Consider the following 15401-nt stretch of genomic DNA (forward strand, 5'->3'; position numbering starts at 1 on the left):
GATTGAACTGCGCGTTACGCGTGGCGCTCGCCAAATTCGGCAGGCAGGCCGCAAACGGTAGCGCCGTTTGCCGCGATTTCGCGCGCGGCCTTTGCACCTTCGACTTGCAGCAACGTGGGCAGTGACACGCCATTCTTCGCCGCCGTGACTTCGGCCAGAATCGACACCGCGATTTCAGGCGGCGTGCGGCTGCCGATGTAGATGCCGACCGGACCATGCAAGCGCGCGAGTTCGGTTTCGGTCAGATCGAATTCTTTTAGCCGTTCGCGGCGCGCGGCATTATTGCGCCGCGACCCGAGCGCGCCGACGTAGAACGCCGGGGTCTTGAGCGCTTCCATCAACGCGAGATCGTCGAGCTTCGGGTCGTGTGTCAGCGCAATGACCGCGCAGCGCTCGTCGAGCTTCATCTCCAGCACGGTATCGTCCGGCATCGTGCGCACGATTTTCGTACCCGGCACGTTCCACTCGTCGGTGTACTCTTCGCGCGGATCGCAAACCGTGACCTGATAGTCGAGCCCGACCGCGATGTTGCACAGATAGCGCGACAGCTGACCGGCGCCGATTACCAGCATCCGGTAGCGCGGCCCATGAATGGTGAGCAGGCGCCGGTCGTTGAAGTCGACCCCATCGGTGGCTTGCGCCGCGCTGTAGCGAACCGCGCCGGTCGTCATGTCGAGCGTGCGCGCGACCAGCCGCCCTTCCTCAACCGCGTGGCACAGTTCGGCGATGCCGCTTTGCTGGTCGAGCGGTTCGAGCACCAGCTGGATCGTGCCACCGCATGGCAGACCGAAGCGGTGCGCTTCTTCGGCGGTGATGCCGTACTTCACCGCTTCCGGATGCGTCTGCTCGATGCCCTGGCGGCGCACGCGGTCGATCAGATCATCTTCGATGCAGCCACCCGACACCGACCCGACCACCAGCCCGTCGTCGCGCACGGCGAGCATCGCGCCTTCCGGGCGTGGCGATGAGCCCCACGTCTTGACGACCGTGACCAGCAGCGCACGGTGACCTTCGTCGAGCCAGCGTGCACTGGATTTCAGGACTTCGAGATCCACGCTGTCCATGATTTCTTCCTCTTCGGTTCGGCGCCGTCCGATGTGGCTTGCGTGACGCCGGTTGGTTCATCCGCCTGCTTGTCAGCTTCCGGTGCGGCACCGTTCTCAGCCGCTGCGGCGTCTGCGCCGCCCCCCGTCACCTGCGCGCTGAAGCGCTTGAAAAATTCGCCGGCGATCTTGCGCGCGGCGCCATCGACGAGCCGCGAGCCGATCTGCGCGAGCTTGCCGCCCACCTGCGCGCTCGCCGTATAGGTAAGCGTGGTTGCGTCATCGCCGTCCGGCTCGAGCTTGACATGCGTGTTACCTTTGCCGAAACCCGCGGCGCCGCCCTGGCCTTCGAACACGATCGTATACGTATGCGGCGCGTCGATATCGGTCAGCAGCATACGCCCTTTGAAGCGCGCCTTAACGGGACCGACGGACGCACTCATCGATACCGCGTACGCGTTTTCGCCGTCCGCGTCGATACTCTCGCAGCCAGGAATCGACGCACGCAGGACTTCGGTATCGTTCAACGCTTCCCACGCGCGTTGTTGCGAGATGGGCAGCTTATAAGTTTCGGTCAATTCCATCGCGTGCCTCCTGCGGATATCGTCGGGTGCGAGGCGCTGCGGGTCATCGGCGCCGCCGTGTCGCCCAGGTGCGACATTTGCGCCAGATCGCGGCCAAATGCGCACAGACTGTCGAGATTATGAACCGGCCGGTGCGCGTCCACATGCGGCAGGATCGCCTGCACGCCGCGGGCTTTGGGCGCGAACTCGCTATAGCGCAGTAGCGGATTGAGCCAGACGATGCGATGTGCGAAGCGCCGCAGGCGGCTCATTTCAGCGGCCAGCAGATCGATTGCCTCGTGATCGAGCCCATCGGTGACGAACAGCACCGTGGCCCTGCCGGTCAGCACGCGGCGCGCCCAGCGCCGGTTGAATTCGGCGAGCGCCGCGCCGATCCGCGTGCCGCCGGACCAGTCGACCACCTGATCCGCGAGCGTCGCGATTGCCACGTCCGGGTCGCGCTCGCGCAATGCGCGGGTCGCATTGGTCAGACGGGTGCCGAACAGGAACACCTGCAGCCGTTCGCGCGATTGCAGCAGCGCATGGCAGAAGTACAGTACCGCGCGCGAGTAACTGCTCATCGAGCCGGAAATGTCGAGCAGCAGCACGAGCGGCGGTTTGCGCTCCACCGCGGCGCGATATTTCCATATCGTCCAGTCGCCCCCCGCGCGCACGGCGTGGCGCGCGCTCGCGCGCAGGTCCGCGTGCGCGCCGCGCGACGCGGCCTTGAGCCGGCGTGTGCGTTCCATCGCGAGCGGCAGCCTGTGGCTGCGGATCACGTGGCGCAGCGTGCGCCACTCGTCCGCGGTGAGCGTATCGAAGTCGCGGTGGCGCAGCCGTTCCTCGGCGCTGAACGTCACGTGCGCATGCAACTCGTGCTGTTCCATCGTGGGTGGGTGACGATCGCCGTGCTGCGCAGGTGGACGCGCTGCGAGCGCGTCGGCGAGGCGGTTGTTGCGTTTGGGTGGCGGAATCGCATTGCCCACTTTCGGCAGCAGGAGGGAGCGCATCTTGCCGGCCCAGTCGGGGTCGCGCCAGAACAGCTCGAAAGCGGCGTCGAACAGCTCCCGTTCGTCAGGCGCCCGCACGAGCAGCGTGGCTAAGGCCGCCCGCACGTCGTCGCGACGTGCGAGGCCGACCCAGTGCAACGCGTCGAGCGCATCGACCGCCTGTGCCGGCGACATCGGCAGGCCCGCGGCGCGCAACAGGCGCACGAAGTGCACGACGTTGCGGGCGAGCATCGGGAATCCCTCGATGCGGCACAGGTTCGTTGTCGTGGACGGTTCGGTCTGCGATGGGTCTTGCGCTGCGCCGCGCGTGGACCGCGCGGGGTTCGAAGCGGCATCCGTGTCCGGCGTGGCGTCCATCGGCGTCACTCCGCTGCGGCAAGGCATTGGGCGATCTGCTGCGGGTCCATTCGCGCCAGATCGTCCTGATACTTCAGCAGGACCCCCAGCGTATCCTGCACCGATTGCGGATCGAGTTCGACGACACTCAGTGCAGCAAGTGCGCGGCACCAGTCGATCGTTTCGGCGATGCCCGGCGCCTTGAACAGGTCCATGCCGCGCAACTGATGCACGAAGCCCACTGCGTGCCGTTGCAGCGCGTAGCTGGTTTCCGGCGCTCGCGCGGCGACGATCGCAAGTTCACGCTCGCGCTCCGGATAGCCAATCCACTGATACAGGCAGCGGCGCTTCAACGCATCGTGCACTTCGCGTGTGCGATTCGACGTCATCACGACGAGCGGCCGCTGTTGCGCGCACACGGTGCCGTACTCCGGAATCGACACCTGAAAGTCGGACAGCAGCTCGAGCAGGAACGCTTCGAATGGTTCGTCGGCGCGGTCGATTTCATCGATCAGCAGCACGCGGCGCGCGCCGGGGTGCCGCTCATCGGGCATCAGTGCTTGCAGCAGCGGACGCTTCAACAGAAACTCGCTGCGATACAGCGTGTCGTTGCCGGGTTTCTCGCCGGCCGCTTCGGCAAGACGCAGCGCCATGATCTGCCGCGGGTAGTCCCATTCGTACAATGCGCTCGCGCTATCGAGGCCTTCGTAACACTGCAGCCTTAGCATCGACGTGCCGAGCATGCCGGCCGCGGCCTTCGCAAGCTCGGTCTTGCCCACGCCGGGCTCGCCTTCGACGAAGAGCGGCCGCTCCATCCGCAGCGCGAGAAACAGCGCGGTCGCGAGCTCGCGGCTCGCAAAATAGCCTTGGTCCGTGAGTTGCGCGAGGGTGTCGTCGATCGAAGCGGGTTGCATGGTTTTCTCGGGCGCGCGGCGCGCGGCGCTGAAACGGAACGGCCCGGACGCGCCGGGCCACGAACCGCCAGGCGGTCACGCGCGAGCGCGTCTAACCCTTGGCCCGCTCGACCGCGCGCGCAGCCAGGATCGGAATCAGATGTGCACGATATTCTGCGCTCGCGTGCAGATCCGTGTTGAGACCATCCGCCGAAACCGTCACCGTGCGGGCCGCCGCCGGTGAGAAGTCAGCCGACAGCGCCCGCTCGAGCTCGGGCATACGAAACACCGACGGCGCCGCGCCGGTCACCGCCACGCGCACGCCATTCGCCTGTTTCGCGACGAACACACCGACGAGCGCGAAGTGCGACGCCGGGTTCCTGAACTTTTCATAGGCGGCACGTTCCGCCAGCGGAAACTCGACCGCTACGATCAGCTCGTCGGGCGCGAGCGCGGTCTCGTACATGCCGACAAAAAAGTCTTCGGCGCTAATTCGCCGGCGATCGGTGACGACGGTCGCGCCGAGCCCGAGCACTGCCGCGGGATAGCACGCAGCCGGATCGTCGTTCGCGAGCGAGCCGCCGATCGTGCCGAGCGCGCGCACCTGGCGGTCGCCGATATGCGCGGCGAGGTCGGCGAGCGCAGGCAGCATGCGGCGCACGTCCGCATGGCTTGCAACGTCCGCGTGACAGACCGCGGCGCCGATCGACAGCGTCGTGCCGTCCGCGCGGATTTCCTTCAGCGCCGGAATGCGCGTGACGTCGATTAGCTTCGAAGGCTGTGCGAGGCGTAGGCGCATCGTCGGCAGCAGGCTCTGGCCGCCGGCCAGGTATTTGGCTTCGCTGTCCGCCGCGAGCGCCGACACCGCGGCTTTCGGATCAGCCGCGCGTTGGTAGTCGAACGTATACATGTGGGCTCCTTCGCTCAGGCGCGTTGTGATGGATGGGCCGCTCGCAGCGCGGACCAGATCCGATGCGGCGTCGCCGGCATCTGCAGGTCGGTGACGCCAAGCGGCGCGAGCGCATCGATGATCGCGTTGATCACGGCCGGCGGCGAGCCGATCGCGCCCGCTTCGCCACAACCTTTGACGCCGAGCGGATTGTGCGTGCAGGGCGTGCCCTTCGCGGTCTCCACCGTGAAGTCCGGCAGATCGGACGCGTGAGGCATCGCGTAGTCCATATACGAGCCGGACAGCAGCTGCCCGGTTTCGTTGTCGTACACGCAGCGCTCGAGCATCGCCTGGCCGATCCCCTGGCCGAGCCCGCCGTGCACCTGCCCTTCGACGATCATCGGATTGATCACGTTGCCGAAATCGTCGACCGCGGTGAAGCGTTCGATCCGCGTCTCACCCGTGTCGATGTCGACCTCGACCTCGCAGATGTACGCGCCGGCCGGATACGTGAAGTTCGTCGGGTCGTAGAACGCGCTTTCGTCGAGGCCCGGCTCGAGCTTGTCGAGCGGATAGTTGTGCGGCACATACGCGGCGAGCGACACGTCGGTGAAGCTCTTCGTGCGGTCGGTGCCGGCGACGCGAAACGTGCCGTCCCTGAACTCGATATCGTCGGGCGATGCTTCGAGCAGATGCGCGGCGATCTTTTTCGCTTTGGCTTCGACCTTGTCGAGCGCCTTCATGATCGCCGAGCCGCCGACCGCGATCGAGCGCGACCCGTAGGTGCCCATGCCGAACGGAATCCGGCCGGTGTCGCCGTGTACGACTTCGACGTTGTCGATCGACATGCCGAGCCGGTCGGCGACCACCTGCGCGAAGGTCGTCTCATGACCCTGGCCGTGGCTGTGCGAGCCGGTAAACACGGTGACCGAGCCCGTCGGATGCACGCGGATTTCGCCGGCTTCGAAGAGGCCCGCGCGCGCGCCGAGCGCGCCGGCGACGTTCGAAGGCGCGAGTCCGCACGCCTCGATATAGCACGAATAGCCGAGGCCGCGCCGCTTGCCTTTCTGCTCCGACGCCTGTCTGCGCGCGGCGAAGCCTTCGACATCCGCGAGCTGGATGGCGCGCGCAAGAATCGGTTCGTAGTCGCCGGTGTCGTAGGTGAGGCCGACCGGCGTCGCATACGGGAACGAGCGGATAAAGTTGCGACGGCGCAGGTCGGCCGGATTGATATTCAGTTCGCGTGCCGCCGTTTCGACGAGGCGTTCCACCACATACGTCGCTTCCGGACGCCCCGCACCGCGATAGGCGTCGACCGGCACGGTATTCGTGAACACCGCTTTCACTTCCGCGTAGATCGCCGGCGTCGCATACTGACCGGCGAGCAGCGTGGCGTACAGCACGGTCGGCACACTCGACGCGAACGTCGACAGATACGCGCCCATATTGGCGATCGTATGGACGCGCATCGCGAGGAACGTGCCGTCCTTGTTGATGGCGAGTTCGGCTTTCGTCACATGGTCGCGGCCGTGCGCGTCGGAGAGGAAGGCTTCGGAACGCTCGGCCGTCCATTTGACCGGGCGCCGCACTTTCTTTGACGCCCATGTCACCGCGACGTCTTCCGCATACAGAAAGATTTTCGAGCCGAAGCCGCCACCGACGTCGGGCGCGATCACGCGCACCTTCGATTCGGGCAGCGCGAGCACGAACGCGGCCATCAGCAGCCGTTCGACGTGCGGATTCTGGTTCGCGACGTACACGGTATAGCTGTCGTCGTGCGGCGACCATGCGGCATTGACCGCGCGCGGCTCGATCGCATTCGGCACGAGCCGGTTGTTGACGATGTCGAGCGTTGTCACGTGCGCGGCCTTCGCAAACGCGGCGTCGGTCGCGGCCTTGTCGCCGTGGCCCCACGTAAAGCAGGTGTTATCGGGCACTTCGTCGTGCACCGCCGGTTGGCCTGGGTCGGCTGCGTGCGCGGTATCGACGTTCGCCGGCAGCTCGTCGTAGTCGACTTCGATCAGTTCGAGCGCGTCTTTGGCCGCATTGACCGAATCGGCGATCACCAGCGCCACCTGGTCGCCGACATGGCGCACCTTCGTATGCGCGATCACCGGATGCGGCGGTTCGTTCATCGGCTTGCCGTCGACGCTATGAATCAGCCATCCGCACGGCAGCCCGCCGACCTTGTCCGCCGCGAGGTCCGCGCCGGTGAAGATCGCGACGACGCCGGGCGACTGCTTCGCGGCGGTCGTATCGATGCTTTTGATGCGCGCGTGCGCGTGAGGCGAGCGCAGAAACACCGCATACGACTGTTGCGGCAGGATCAGGTCGTCCGTGTATTGGCCGTTGCCGGTCAGAAAGCGGGCGTCTTCCTTGCGTTTGACGGAGGCGCCGATCATGCGATGGGTTTCGGGTGCGTTCATGGTCGGGCTCCTCAGGCGGTGGCCTTGGCGGCGTTTTGCGTGGAACCCGCACCGGACTGCATCGCGGCCGCGCCTTCTACGATCGCTTTGACGATGTTGTGATAGCCCGTACAGCGGCACAGATTGCCGTCGAGCTGGGCGCGGACATCGGCCTCGCTCAACTGCGGGTGGGTCGCGACCAGCGCGGTGGCGCTCATCACCATGCCGGGCGTGCAGAAACCGCATTGCAGCCCGTGACAGTCCTTGAACGCGGCCTGCATCGGATGCAGTTCGCCGTTCTTCGACAGCCCTTCGATGGTCGTGATGTCCGCGCTATCGGCCTGCGCCGCGAGCATGTTGCACGACTTGATCGCGCGGCCATTCAGATGAACCGTGCACGCGCCGCACTGCGCGGTATCACAGCCGATGTGCGTGCCCGTCAGCCGCAGCTGATCGCGCAGAAACTGAACAAGTAGCGTGTTGGGCTCGACGTTCGCGGTAACGGGTGCGCCGTTCACCGTCAGACTGATGCTGATCGCCATGAACTGTCTCCTAGGTGGACCGGTTGGCGCTTTAGCGCTGACTCCGGTCCCGTGCACTTTCGCGGGCCAGGCAAGATGCTTGCTGGTGGGGATTGAGACCGGCACGGGCCCACGTTCACTACCTACCGCCTACCTGCTGTGAGGGTCCGGTTCGGTTGGTGCTATCTACGATTTGTGACGAAAAGTAAAGCACAAATCGTCGGGGGCGGCTATCGGGGGAAATCGTCGCGGCCGCGACAATGGCGCGGCTGATGTGATCGAACGGGCGACGGGCGCGGCGTGCGACGGCACGCTGCTGCAAGCCTGCATGCCGTTTGCGCTGGGCGGAATCGATTGAAAGGGGCGGGTAGGTGTGCGGCTCGCTTTAGTGCGGTTGCACACCATGCGCGAGCTTCGAGCGGCGGCGCGAGTAACCAAAGTAGATTGCGATGCCAAGCGTGACCCAGGCCACGAAGGCGATCCATGTGACGCCGGCAAGGTTCACCATCAGGAACAGGCACGATGCGACCGCGAGCACCGGCACGACCGGCACGCCAGGACAGCGGAACGCGCGCGGCAGTTCGGGGTGCGTACGGCGCAGGATCAACACGGCGATCGACACCATCGAAAATGCCGCAAGCGTGCCGATATTGATCAGCTCCGCGAGCACATCGAGCGGCACCAGCGCACCGATCAGCCCGAAGAAAAGCCCGCACAGCCAGGTGGTCAGAAACGGCGTCGCGAAACGCGGATGCACGCGCGACAGCGCGGCAGGCAGCAGGCCGTCGCGTGACATCGCGAAGATCACGCGTGTCTGACCGTAGGCCATCACGAGAATCACGGTCAGCATGCCGAGCACCGCGCCGAGGTCGATCAGGCCCGCGACCCAGTTCTGACCGGCCGCCTGCAACGCATACGACACCGGATGCGAGATATGCGCGAACTTCGCGGACGGCACGATGCCGGTGACGACCCCGGCCACCGCGACGTACAGCACCGCACATACGGCCAGTGACGCAATGATGCCGACCGGCAGATCGCGCTTCGGATCCTTCACTTCCTCGGCCGCCGACGATACCGAGTCGAAGCCGATAAACGCAAAGAACATTACCGCCGCGGCGCCAAACACGCCTCGCCAGCCATTGGGCATGAACGGATGCCAGTTCGCCGGCGTCACATGAAACACGCCGACCGCGATGACGAGCAGCACGACGATCACCTTGATCGCAACCATCAGATTATTCACACGCGTCGATTCACGCACGCCGACCGACAGCAGCGTGGTGATTGCCATCATCACGAGGAACGCGGGCAGATTGAACAGCGTGAGGTGGCCGGGCAGCGCACCCGGCGCCGCGGTGAGCGCGACCGGCAGCGCAATGCCAAAGCCTTCGAGCAGCGACTGCAGATAGCCGGACCAGCCGACCGACACCGCCGACGTCGCCAGCCCGTATTCGAGCATCAGGTCCCAGCCGATGATCCAGGCGGCCAGCTCGCCGAGCGTCGCATAAGAGTAGGTATAGATAGAACCGGCGACCGGAATGGTCGATGCGAACTCCGCATAGGCAAGCGCCGCGAAGCCGCATGCGATCGCGGCGATCAGGAAGGAGATCATCAGCGCGGGGCCCGCCTGAACCGCACCGGTCCCGGTCAAGACAAAAATGCCGGTGCCGATGATGGCGCCGACGCCGAGAAACGTCAGATCGAGCGCGCCGAGCGCCTTCTTCAGCCCGGCGCTTTGCGCGCCTGCGATCATATGCTCGACGTTTTTCTTGCGGAATACAGACATTAATCAAGGTCTCCTGTGCAGCGAGTCGGCCGGAGTTGGCGCGTTGGCGCTTGCCCCAGTCCCATGCGAGGCAAAGCACGCGCTCCACGCGCCGAATGCCGGGGAACCTTTAATTTTAGCCGATGCGGATTGGGTGACTTCCAGAGGCTTAGGAGAACTTTAGGAATGGCATGCGGTGCGATGCGCCGCGCCGGCTTGGCGGGCGACGTGAAACCTCAGGCGGTCATCGCCGGATTCAGATCGACGAGCCGGTTCGTCATCACGTAGAACGTCAGCTCCGCGTTGTTGCGCAGCTTCATTTTTTCGAGCAGCCGCGTGCGGTACACACTGACCGTCTTCACCGATAGCGACAGCGCGATCGCGATATCGGTGAGGCGCTTGCCCGACGCGAGCATGCACAGTGTCTGGTATTCGCGGTCGGAAAGTTTCTCGTGCGGCATCTGCTCGCCGTCGAACGACACGTAGTTCGCGAGCGCTTCGGCCATCGCCGGGCTCACGTACTTGCGGCCGGCGGCGACCTGCTGGATCGCGGCGATCATCTGCGCGGCGTCGATCGTCTTCGACAGATAGCCGGCCGCGCCGGCCTTCAGCGCGCGCACCGCGTACTGGTCCTCGCGATACATCGAAAACATCAGCACCGGCACGCGCGGCACCTTGCGTTTCAGGCGTTTCAGTACCTCGACGCCGTTCAGGTCGGGTAACGAGATGTCGAGCAGGATCACGTCGTATGGGTGCCGGCTGGCTTGCATCAGCACTTCGGCGCCCGTCTGGGCCTCCGCGACTTCATGTGCGACGCCACGGTCGAGCAGCAGCTGGCGCACGCCCTGGCGAACCACGGCGTGATCTTCGGCGAGGAGAATGCGCAGGTTCATCGTCGCTTTCGACTGTCAGGTCATCGGAGTGCGGCGCGGCGCCGCACGTTGGGTTCGGGGGTGGCCAGCAACGCGCGCCACGCGAACCGCGCGTGAATCGCGGTGCCGGGTCGTGCGCTGCGCACGTGCTGCTTCGGCCGGGACGCGTTTGCGAGGCTGAACTCACCATCAAATGCTTCGCAGCGCGCCCGCATGCCCGACAGACCGAAGCGCCGGTCACGCTCACGGACTGCGCGCTTAAGGCCAATCCCGTCGTCGGCGACGACAAGAATCAGATGTTCGGCGTCGGTCTCGATCCGCACGTCCGCGCCCGACGCGCGCGCGTGCTTGGCGACGTTGTTCAGTGCCTCTTGCGCGACACGGAAAATCGCGAGCGCGGCATCGCCTGGCAGGCGCGTCAAACGTGCATCGGCGGCGCACACAAAGCTCGTGCGCAGGCCGGTGCGCGCCGCGAAACTGCCGGTCCATTGCGACAGTGTGTGCACGATTCCGCTTTCGAGCGACGGCGCGTGAAGTTCGTCGATCACATCGCGTGTCGCGCTAGAGACCGCATCGAGTGAGCGGGCGGCGACCGCGAGCGACGCCGCGCATTGCGGTGTCGCATCGGCGGGCAGCCAGGTTTCGATATTGGCGAGCGCAAAGCGCGCAGCGGTCAGTTCGGCGCCGGCGTTGTCGTGCAGTTCCTGCGCGAGAAGGCAGCGCGCGGCTTCCTGCGCGTGCACGACTTCGCTTGCCAGTTCGCGCACGCGGGCGCGCAGACGGGCAATCTCGGCTTGTTCGGCTGACGGGAGGGCGCGGTCCGACTCGCCGCAGAGGGTGGCATCTGTGCCGCCGGCACCGGATTGCGTGTCGGCAAGGTTTCGCGAGGCGGCAAGCGCTTCGTCAGCATCGCGTGCGATCGAGTTCGGCGTGTGTGCGCCGATCGGTACCACGGTCGACGTATCCATGCTTTCCCTGTCAGAAAATTGCCTGGCCGGCTAGCCGGCTGTGCGTCGACAGTGCAAATCCAGAACAACGCATGCGAACCCTCAGCCTCCCAGACGTGTCCGCCGCGGTATCGCCGTGACGGACAATCGCTACGCGAAGGCGTAACGAAATTTACATTCGGTAACAAGTCGACGGCCTACAAATCGTAGGTGCCGTGTAGGGGTACTGCGCCGCGATGATATCCTAAAAAGAGAAAAATATGCAGGCAGAGCAAGGCTCCGCGCGTAAATTTCACCTCGCGCATCCCATTTATCGGGGCGGGATTTGTAGGAAAAATGCTTACAAGACGACGGCGTTAGCGTGTGTCAAATTGTAACGTTTGCCCGCGCGACGCCACGTAGCGGGACATCATGCGATTTGGCTTAACCAGATCGCATGATGCAGAAGGTGAATTGAAGGGAAAAGCGTCGACGCAAAAAAAGACCGGGAATGTCCCGGTCTTGTTGTTTTTACGCTGAGTGTCGCGCGGCCGATGCGTTTGCGGCTTGACGAACGTCAGCCGACGAACGCCTTTTCGACCACGTAGTGGCCCGGTGCATTGTTGCTGCCTTCTTCGAAGCCCATGTCGTCGAGCAACTCGCGCGTGTCGCGCAGCATGTGCGGGCTGCCGCACAGCATCACGCGGTCGTCGTCCTTCGAGAAGTGCGGCAGATCGAGGTCGGCGAACAGCTTTTGCGTTTCGATCAGCTCGGTGATCCGGCCGCGGTTCTGGAATGCCTCTCGGGTGACCGTCGGGTAGTACACGAGCTTGTCGCGAATCAGTTCGCCGATGTGCTCATGCTCCGGCAGATGGTCAGTGATGTACTCCTTGTACGCGAGTTCGTCGACGAAGCGGCACGTATGCGTGAGCACGACTTTTTCGTAGCGGTCGTAGATGTCCGGGTCCTTGATGATCGACATGAACGGCGCGAGGCCGGTGCCGGTCGACAGCAGCCACAGCGTCTTGCCGGGCAGCAGGTTGTCGGCCATCAGCGTGCCGGTCGGCTTCTTGCCGATCAGGACCTGGTCGCCGACCTTCAGATGCTGCAAGCGCGACGTTAGCGGGCCATCCTGCACCTTGATGCTGAGGAATTCGAGGTTCTCTTCGTAGTTCGCGCTTGCCATGCTGTAAGCGCGAATCAGCGGTTTGCCGTCCACCTCGAGGCCGACCATCGTGAACTGGCCGTTTTCGAAGCGGAACGACGCGTCGCGCGTGCAGGTGAAGCTGAAAAGCGTATCGGTCCAATGATGGACGCTCAGGACGGTTTGTGTGTTCAGGTTGCTCATGGCTTCTTGGATGAGGCGAAAACTGCGACGGCCTGGTCGAACTTAACGGCCGACACGTCGGCGCGCGACCCCCTGATAGACCTAACGGGGACATGCCGCGCAAAAAAATGCTGCGTAATCCGCTATTTTACCGCGATACCGATTCGCAGGCCGCTGGCGGGTCACAAGGACGCGCAGCGACCGGTGCGGTCGCGTCGATACGGCTGCAGCCGGCTACCGCACTCATGGTGCGATCGCGTGGGCTGTGCGTGGGGACCACGGCGATGCAGTGACGCATGAGACGCAAAAACCGGTACGCGCAATGATGGTCGCGGCACAGGCTTGCGGACATGCGGCACACGCGCGACGGTACGCGCTGCCGCTCGGGTTCAAAGACGGGTTCAAACTCAGGTTGAAACGGCAGACCGCGTTCGAAGCCGCGGCGCTGACTGCATGGGCGCCGGCGCGGCCAACGGGTCACGCGATGATACCGAAACCGGCCACGCGCCGCAGTATTGACCCTGCTCGCGAAACTGGAACCCGCTTCAACGGAGGAAACGGCAGCGACGTGCGCGGGCCGACCGCCTGTGCGGCTCGTTGCCGCCTGTCGCCTAGCGCTCGGCCGCGAGCTTCGCGCCGAGGCCGATCAGCGCCGCGCCGCACAGCGCGTCGAACGGCCTGCGCAGCTTGCGGTAACCGCGCTGCGTGCGCTCGGTGCCAAACATCAGGGCGACGCTGCCGTACCACCCGGCCGACAGCAACGAAATCATCGCGATCACGATGCCGCAGAACCAGACTGGCGCGTGCGCCGGCATCATCGTCGCGAACACGCTGGTCCAGTATGCGCAGGACTTCGGATTGGTCAGGCAGGTGACGAGCCCGGTGCGCCATGCGCGAAAGTGAGCGCCGGCATCGTCCGCGGGCAGTGGCGTGTCCGGTGTGTCGGCTGTGGCCGCTGTGGCGCCATCACCGTTGCGCGTCATGCTCGAGCGCAACAGCTTGAACCCGAACCAGACCAGATACAGCGCGCCAGCGATGCGAATCCCGTTGTACACCCAGTCGATTCTTTGCAGCACTGTCGCGAATCCGAGCATCGCGAGCGTCGCCCAGATCGTCGACGCGGTTCCGACGCCGAGCGCGGACGCCGCGCCGAGCCGGCGCCGGCCCGCCAGCGACAGCTGCGTGATCATGAAGAAGTTGGGGCCGGGGCTCATGGCCGCGAGCATGTAGACGACTGCAATTTGCAGCAGCACAGGAAGATACGGATGGCTATCCATTTTGATGAGGGGGGGGCGACAGGAGGATCGACGAACCGCGATCTTACCTGTCGCCGCGCGTCCCGTCGTCCCGTCGATCAGTCGATACGCAGGCGCGCCATATAAGGCAAGTGATCGGAAAGCCACGCGGTTTCCTGCGCCGGCTGGATCCATTCGACCGGTCTCATTCCGCGTACGAACATTTTGTCCAGCGCAAGCGCGGGCGAAAACGCCGGAAACGTGCGCCCGGATTCGCCGAGCAAGGTCGCGACCTCGTTCAGGCCGAGTTCGCCGAAAAGCGGCACCGAGTCGTTGCGCCAGTCGTTGAAGTCGCCAGCGAGCACGAGCGGCCCGTCGGGGGCTTCCTTGACGATCCAATGCGCGATCCAGTTCATCTGCCGTAGACGCGCCTGGCGGGTCAGCGCGAGGTGCGCGCACAGCAGCGTGACCGAGTGCCCGGCGAAGGTCGCGCGCGCGACCAGCAGGCCGCGCCGCTCGAACCGGTGCGCGGAGATATCCCAGCGTCCGCCGAGATCCAGCGGATGCGGCGACAGGATCGCATTGCCGTGCCGCCACGACGGTTTGAACACATTCGGCCCGAGTGCGATCTGCATCTCGAGCGCGCGTGCGATTTCGGTCGCCTGGCAATGCCAGATGTCGTCGGCGGGCTCGCCGAGCGGCGCACCGAAGTTGCTGGTCAGCACGGGCGCCGGCATCCGGCGCGCCATCGCTTCCTGCAGGAAATAGGCGTCGGCGTGCGTCGACTGCACCCAGCGCTGCATCGCTTGCCACGCCTGGAATCCGAGCGGCGAGCGGCCTTTGTGCAGGTTCCAGCTCACCGCGATGAAGTCGCGGCTGGGTAGCGCGATTTGCGGTCCGGGTGCTTCCCGCTTGTCATCCTGCTGCGCGTCGGTCCGTTCGGAATCGGCTTGTCGCGCAGTGTCGCGTATCAATTCTTCGGGGTTTCGCATGCCGCGTTGTCCACATTGTTCATTGCTGTGCCGGGTTGCTCGCGACGCTTGCGCGTACGCGATAGACGAGTTGTGGATCCTTGTCCACAATCTGCCAGCTCCCCCAATCGCCGGGCGGCACCTTGAGGCCAGGATGGCTCGCGCTCAGTTGACGTGGTTGCGGCGGCAGCTTGCAACCGCTTGGCGACGCCTGCTGCGCACCGGTATCTTCGAGCGTGTCCTGCACATCGATCGCCAGCGTCACGCCGCTCGCATCCGCCGCGATCGGCGTGACGCTCACCGTTCGCTGCAAGTCGATGCTGCCGGCCGGCTGGTCCTTGCACCCTACGTCGTGCTGGACGACATGATGGTGCGTGTCGGTGCGCGCCTGGCCGACCGCCGTGGTGCCCTCGAAGGCATCGATCTGCTGGCCGTTTTCCATCACCTGCAACTGCCATTGCACGACGGGTGCGGGCGTACCGGGCCCGGGCTCCTGCGCGAACGTCAACAGCGGCATGAATGCCAGTACGGCGGCGATGCGGGCTTTCCACATGAGCGAAGTCTCCGGAATCGTGCGGCCGCGTTGCTCCGACAGCCAATCATCTTACGCCGGATGGCGGGAACTTCTCTGACCCCCGATCC

The 15401-nt window shown here is 64.9% G+C and carries 14 protein-coding genes; all 14 read right to left on the reverse strand.

Annotated features, from left to right (window positions below):
- Positions 1-14 precede the first annotated feature (14 nt).
- A complete protein-coding gene (locus tag HV796_RS09400; RefSeq protein ID WP_175226199.1) occupies positions 15-1064 on the reverse strand; it encodes an XdhC family protein in 1050 nt (349 codons plus the stop codon).
- Positions 1037-1627, reverse strand: a complete 591-nt coding sequence (locus HV796_RS09405) for an SRPBCC family protein (protein WP_175226200.1) — start codon at positions 1625-1627, stop codon at positions 1037-1039. The genes HV796_RS09400 and HV796_RS09405 overlap by 28 nt, the downstream gene beginning before the upstream one ends.
- A complete protein-coding gene (locus HV796_RS09410) occupies positions 1618-2847 on the reverse strand; it encodes a vWA domain-containing protein (RefSeq protein WP_246355783.1) in 1230 nt (409 codons plus the stop codon). Before HV796_RS09410 ends, HV796_RS09405 begins: the two co-directional genes overlap by 10 nt.
- Positions 2848-2978: 131 nt before the next feature.
- The gene (locus HV796_RS09415; RefSeq protein WP_175226202.1) at positions 2979-3866 is read right to left on the reverse strand and encodes an AAA family ATPase; all 888 of its coding nucleotides are present in this window, start codon (positions 3864-3866) and stop codon (positions 2979-2981) included.
- A 91-nt stretch (positions 3867-3957) separates the two neighbouring features.
- On the reverse strand, positions 3958-4755 hold the full coding sequence (locus HV796_RS09420; protein ID WP_175226203.1) for an FAD binding domain-containing protein: 798 nt from the start codon (positions 4753-4755) through the stop codon (positions 3958-3960).
- A 14-nt stretch (positions 4756-4769) separates the two neighbouring features.
- Positions 4770-7160: a xanthine dehydrogenase family protein molybdopterin-binding subunit gene (locus HV796_RS09425; RefSeq protein WP_175226204.1), complete on the reverse strand. Its 2391-nt coding sequence runs from the start codon at positions 7158-7160 to the stop codon at positions 4770-4772.
- Between the two features lie 11 nt (positions 7161-7171).
- Positions 7172-7681 carry a (2Fe-2S)-binding protein gene (locus HV796_RS09430; RefSeq protein WP_175226205.1) on the reverse strand — a complete coding sequence of 170 codons (510 nt, stop codon included), beginning with the start codon at positions 7679-7681 and terminating at the stop codon, positions 7172-7174.
- 364 nt (positions 7682-8045) lie between these two features.
- On the reverse strand, positions 8046-9449 hold the full coding sequence (gene bcaP, locus HV796_RS09435; RefSeq protein WP_175226206.1) for a branched-chain amino acid transporter BcaP: 1404 nt from the start codon (positions 9447-9449) through the stop codon (positions 8046-8048).
- 215 nt (positions 9450-9664) lie between these two features.
- A complete protein-coding gene (gene rqpR / locus HV796_RS09440) occupies positions 9665-10321 on the reverse strand; it encodes a response regulator transcription factor RqpR (RefSeq protein WP_175226207.1) in 657 nt (218 codons plus the stop codon).
- Between the two features lie 20 nt (positions 10322-10341).
- On the reverse strand, positions 10342-11268 hold the full coding sequence (locus tag HV796_RS09445; protein ID WP_175226208.1) for a sensor histidine kinase: 927 nt from the start codon (positions 11266-11268) through the stop codon (positions 10342-10344).
- A gap of 535 nt (positions 11269-11803) precedes the next feature.
- Positions 11804-12574: a ferredoxin--NADP reductase gene (locus tag HV796_RS09450; RefSeq protein WP_175226209.1), complete on the reverse strand. Its 771-nt coding sequence runs from the start codon at positions 12572-12574 to the stop codon at positions 11804-11806.
- Between the two features lie 590 nt (positions 12575-13164).
- Positions 13165-13830, reverse strand: coding sequence for a LysE family translocator (locus tag HV796_RS09455; RefSeq protein ID WP_175226210.1), 666 nt, complete (start codon positions 13828-13830; stop codon positions 13165-13167).
- Positions 13831-13907: 77 nt separating this feature from the next.
- Complete coding sequence (locus HV796_RS09460) at positions 13908-14780, reverse strand: endonuclease/exonuclease/phosphatase family protein (protein WP_246355778.1); 873 nt, start codon at positions 14778-14780, stop codon at positions 13908-13910.
- A gap of 19 nt (positions 14781-14799) precedes the next feature.
- The gene (locus HV796_RS09465) at positions 14800-15312 is read right to left on the reverse strand and encodes a hypothetical protein (RefSeq protein WP_246355779.1); all 513 of its coding nucleotides are present in this window, start codon (positions 15310-15312) and stop codon (positions 14800-14802) included.
- Positions 15313-15401: the final 89 nt, after the last annotated feature.

This window comes from Paraburkholderia humisilvae, assembly GCF_902859855.1.
GTDB classification, from domain to species: domain Bacteria; phylum Pseudomonadota; class Gammaproteobacteria; order Burkholderiales; family Burkholderiaceae; genus Paraburkholderia; species Paraburkholderia humisilvae.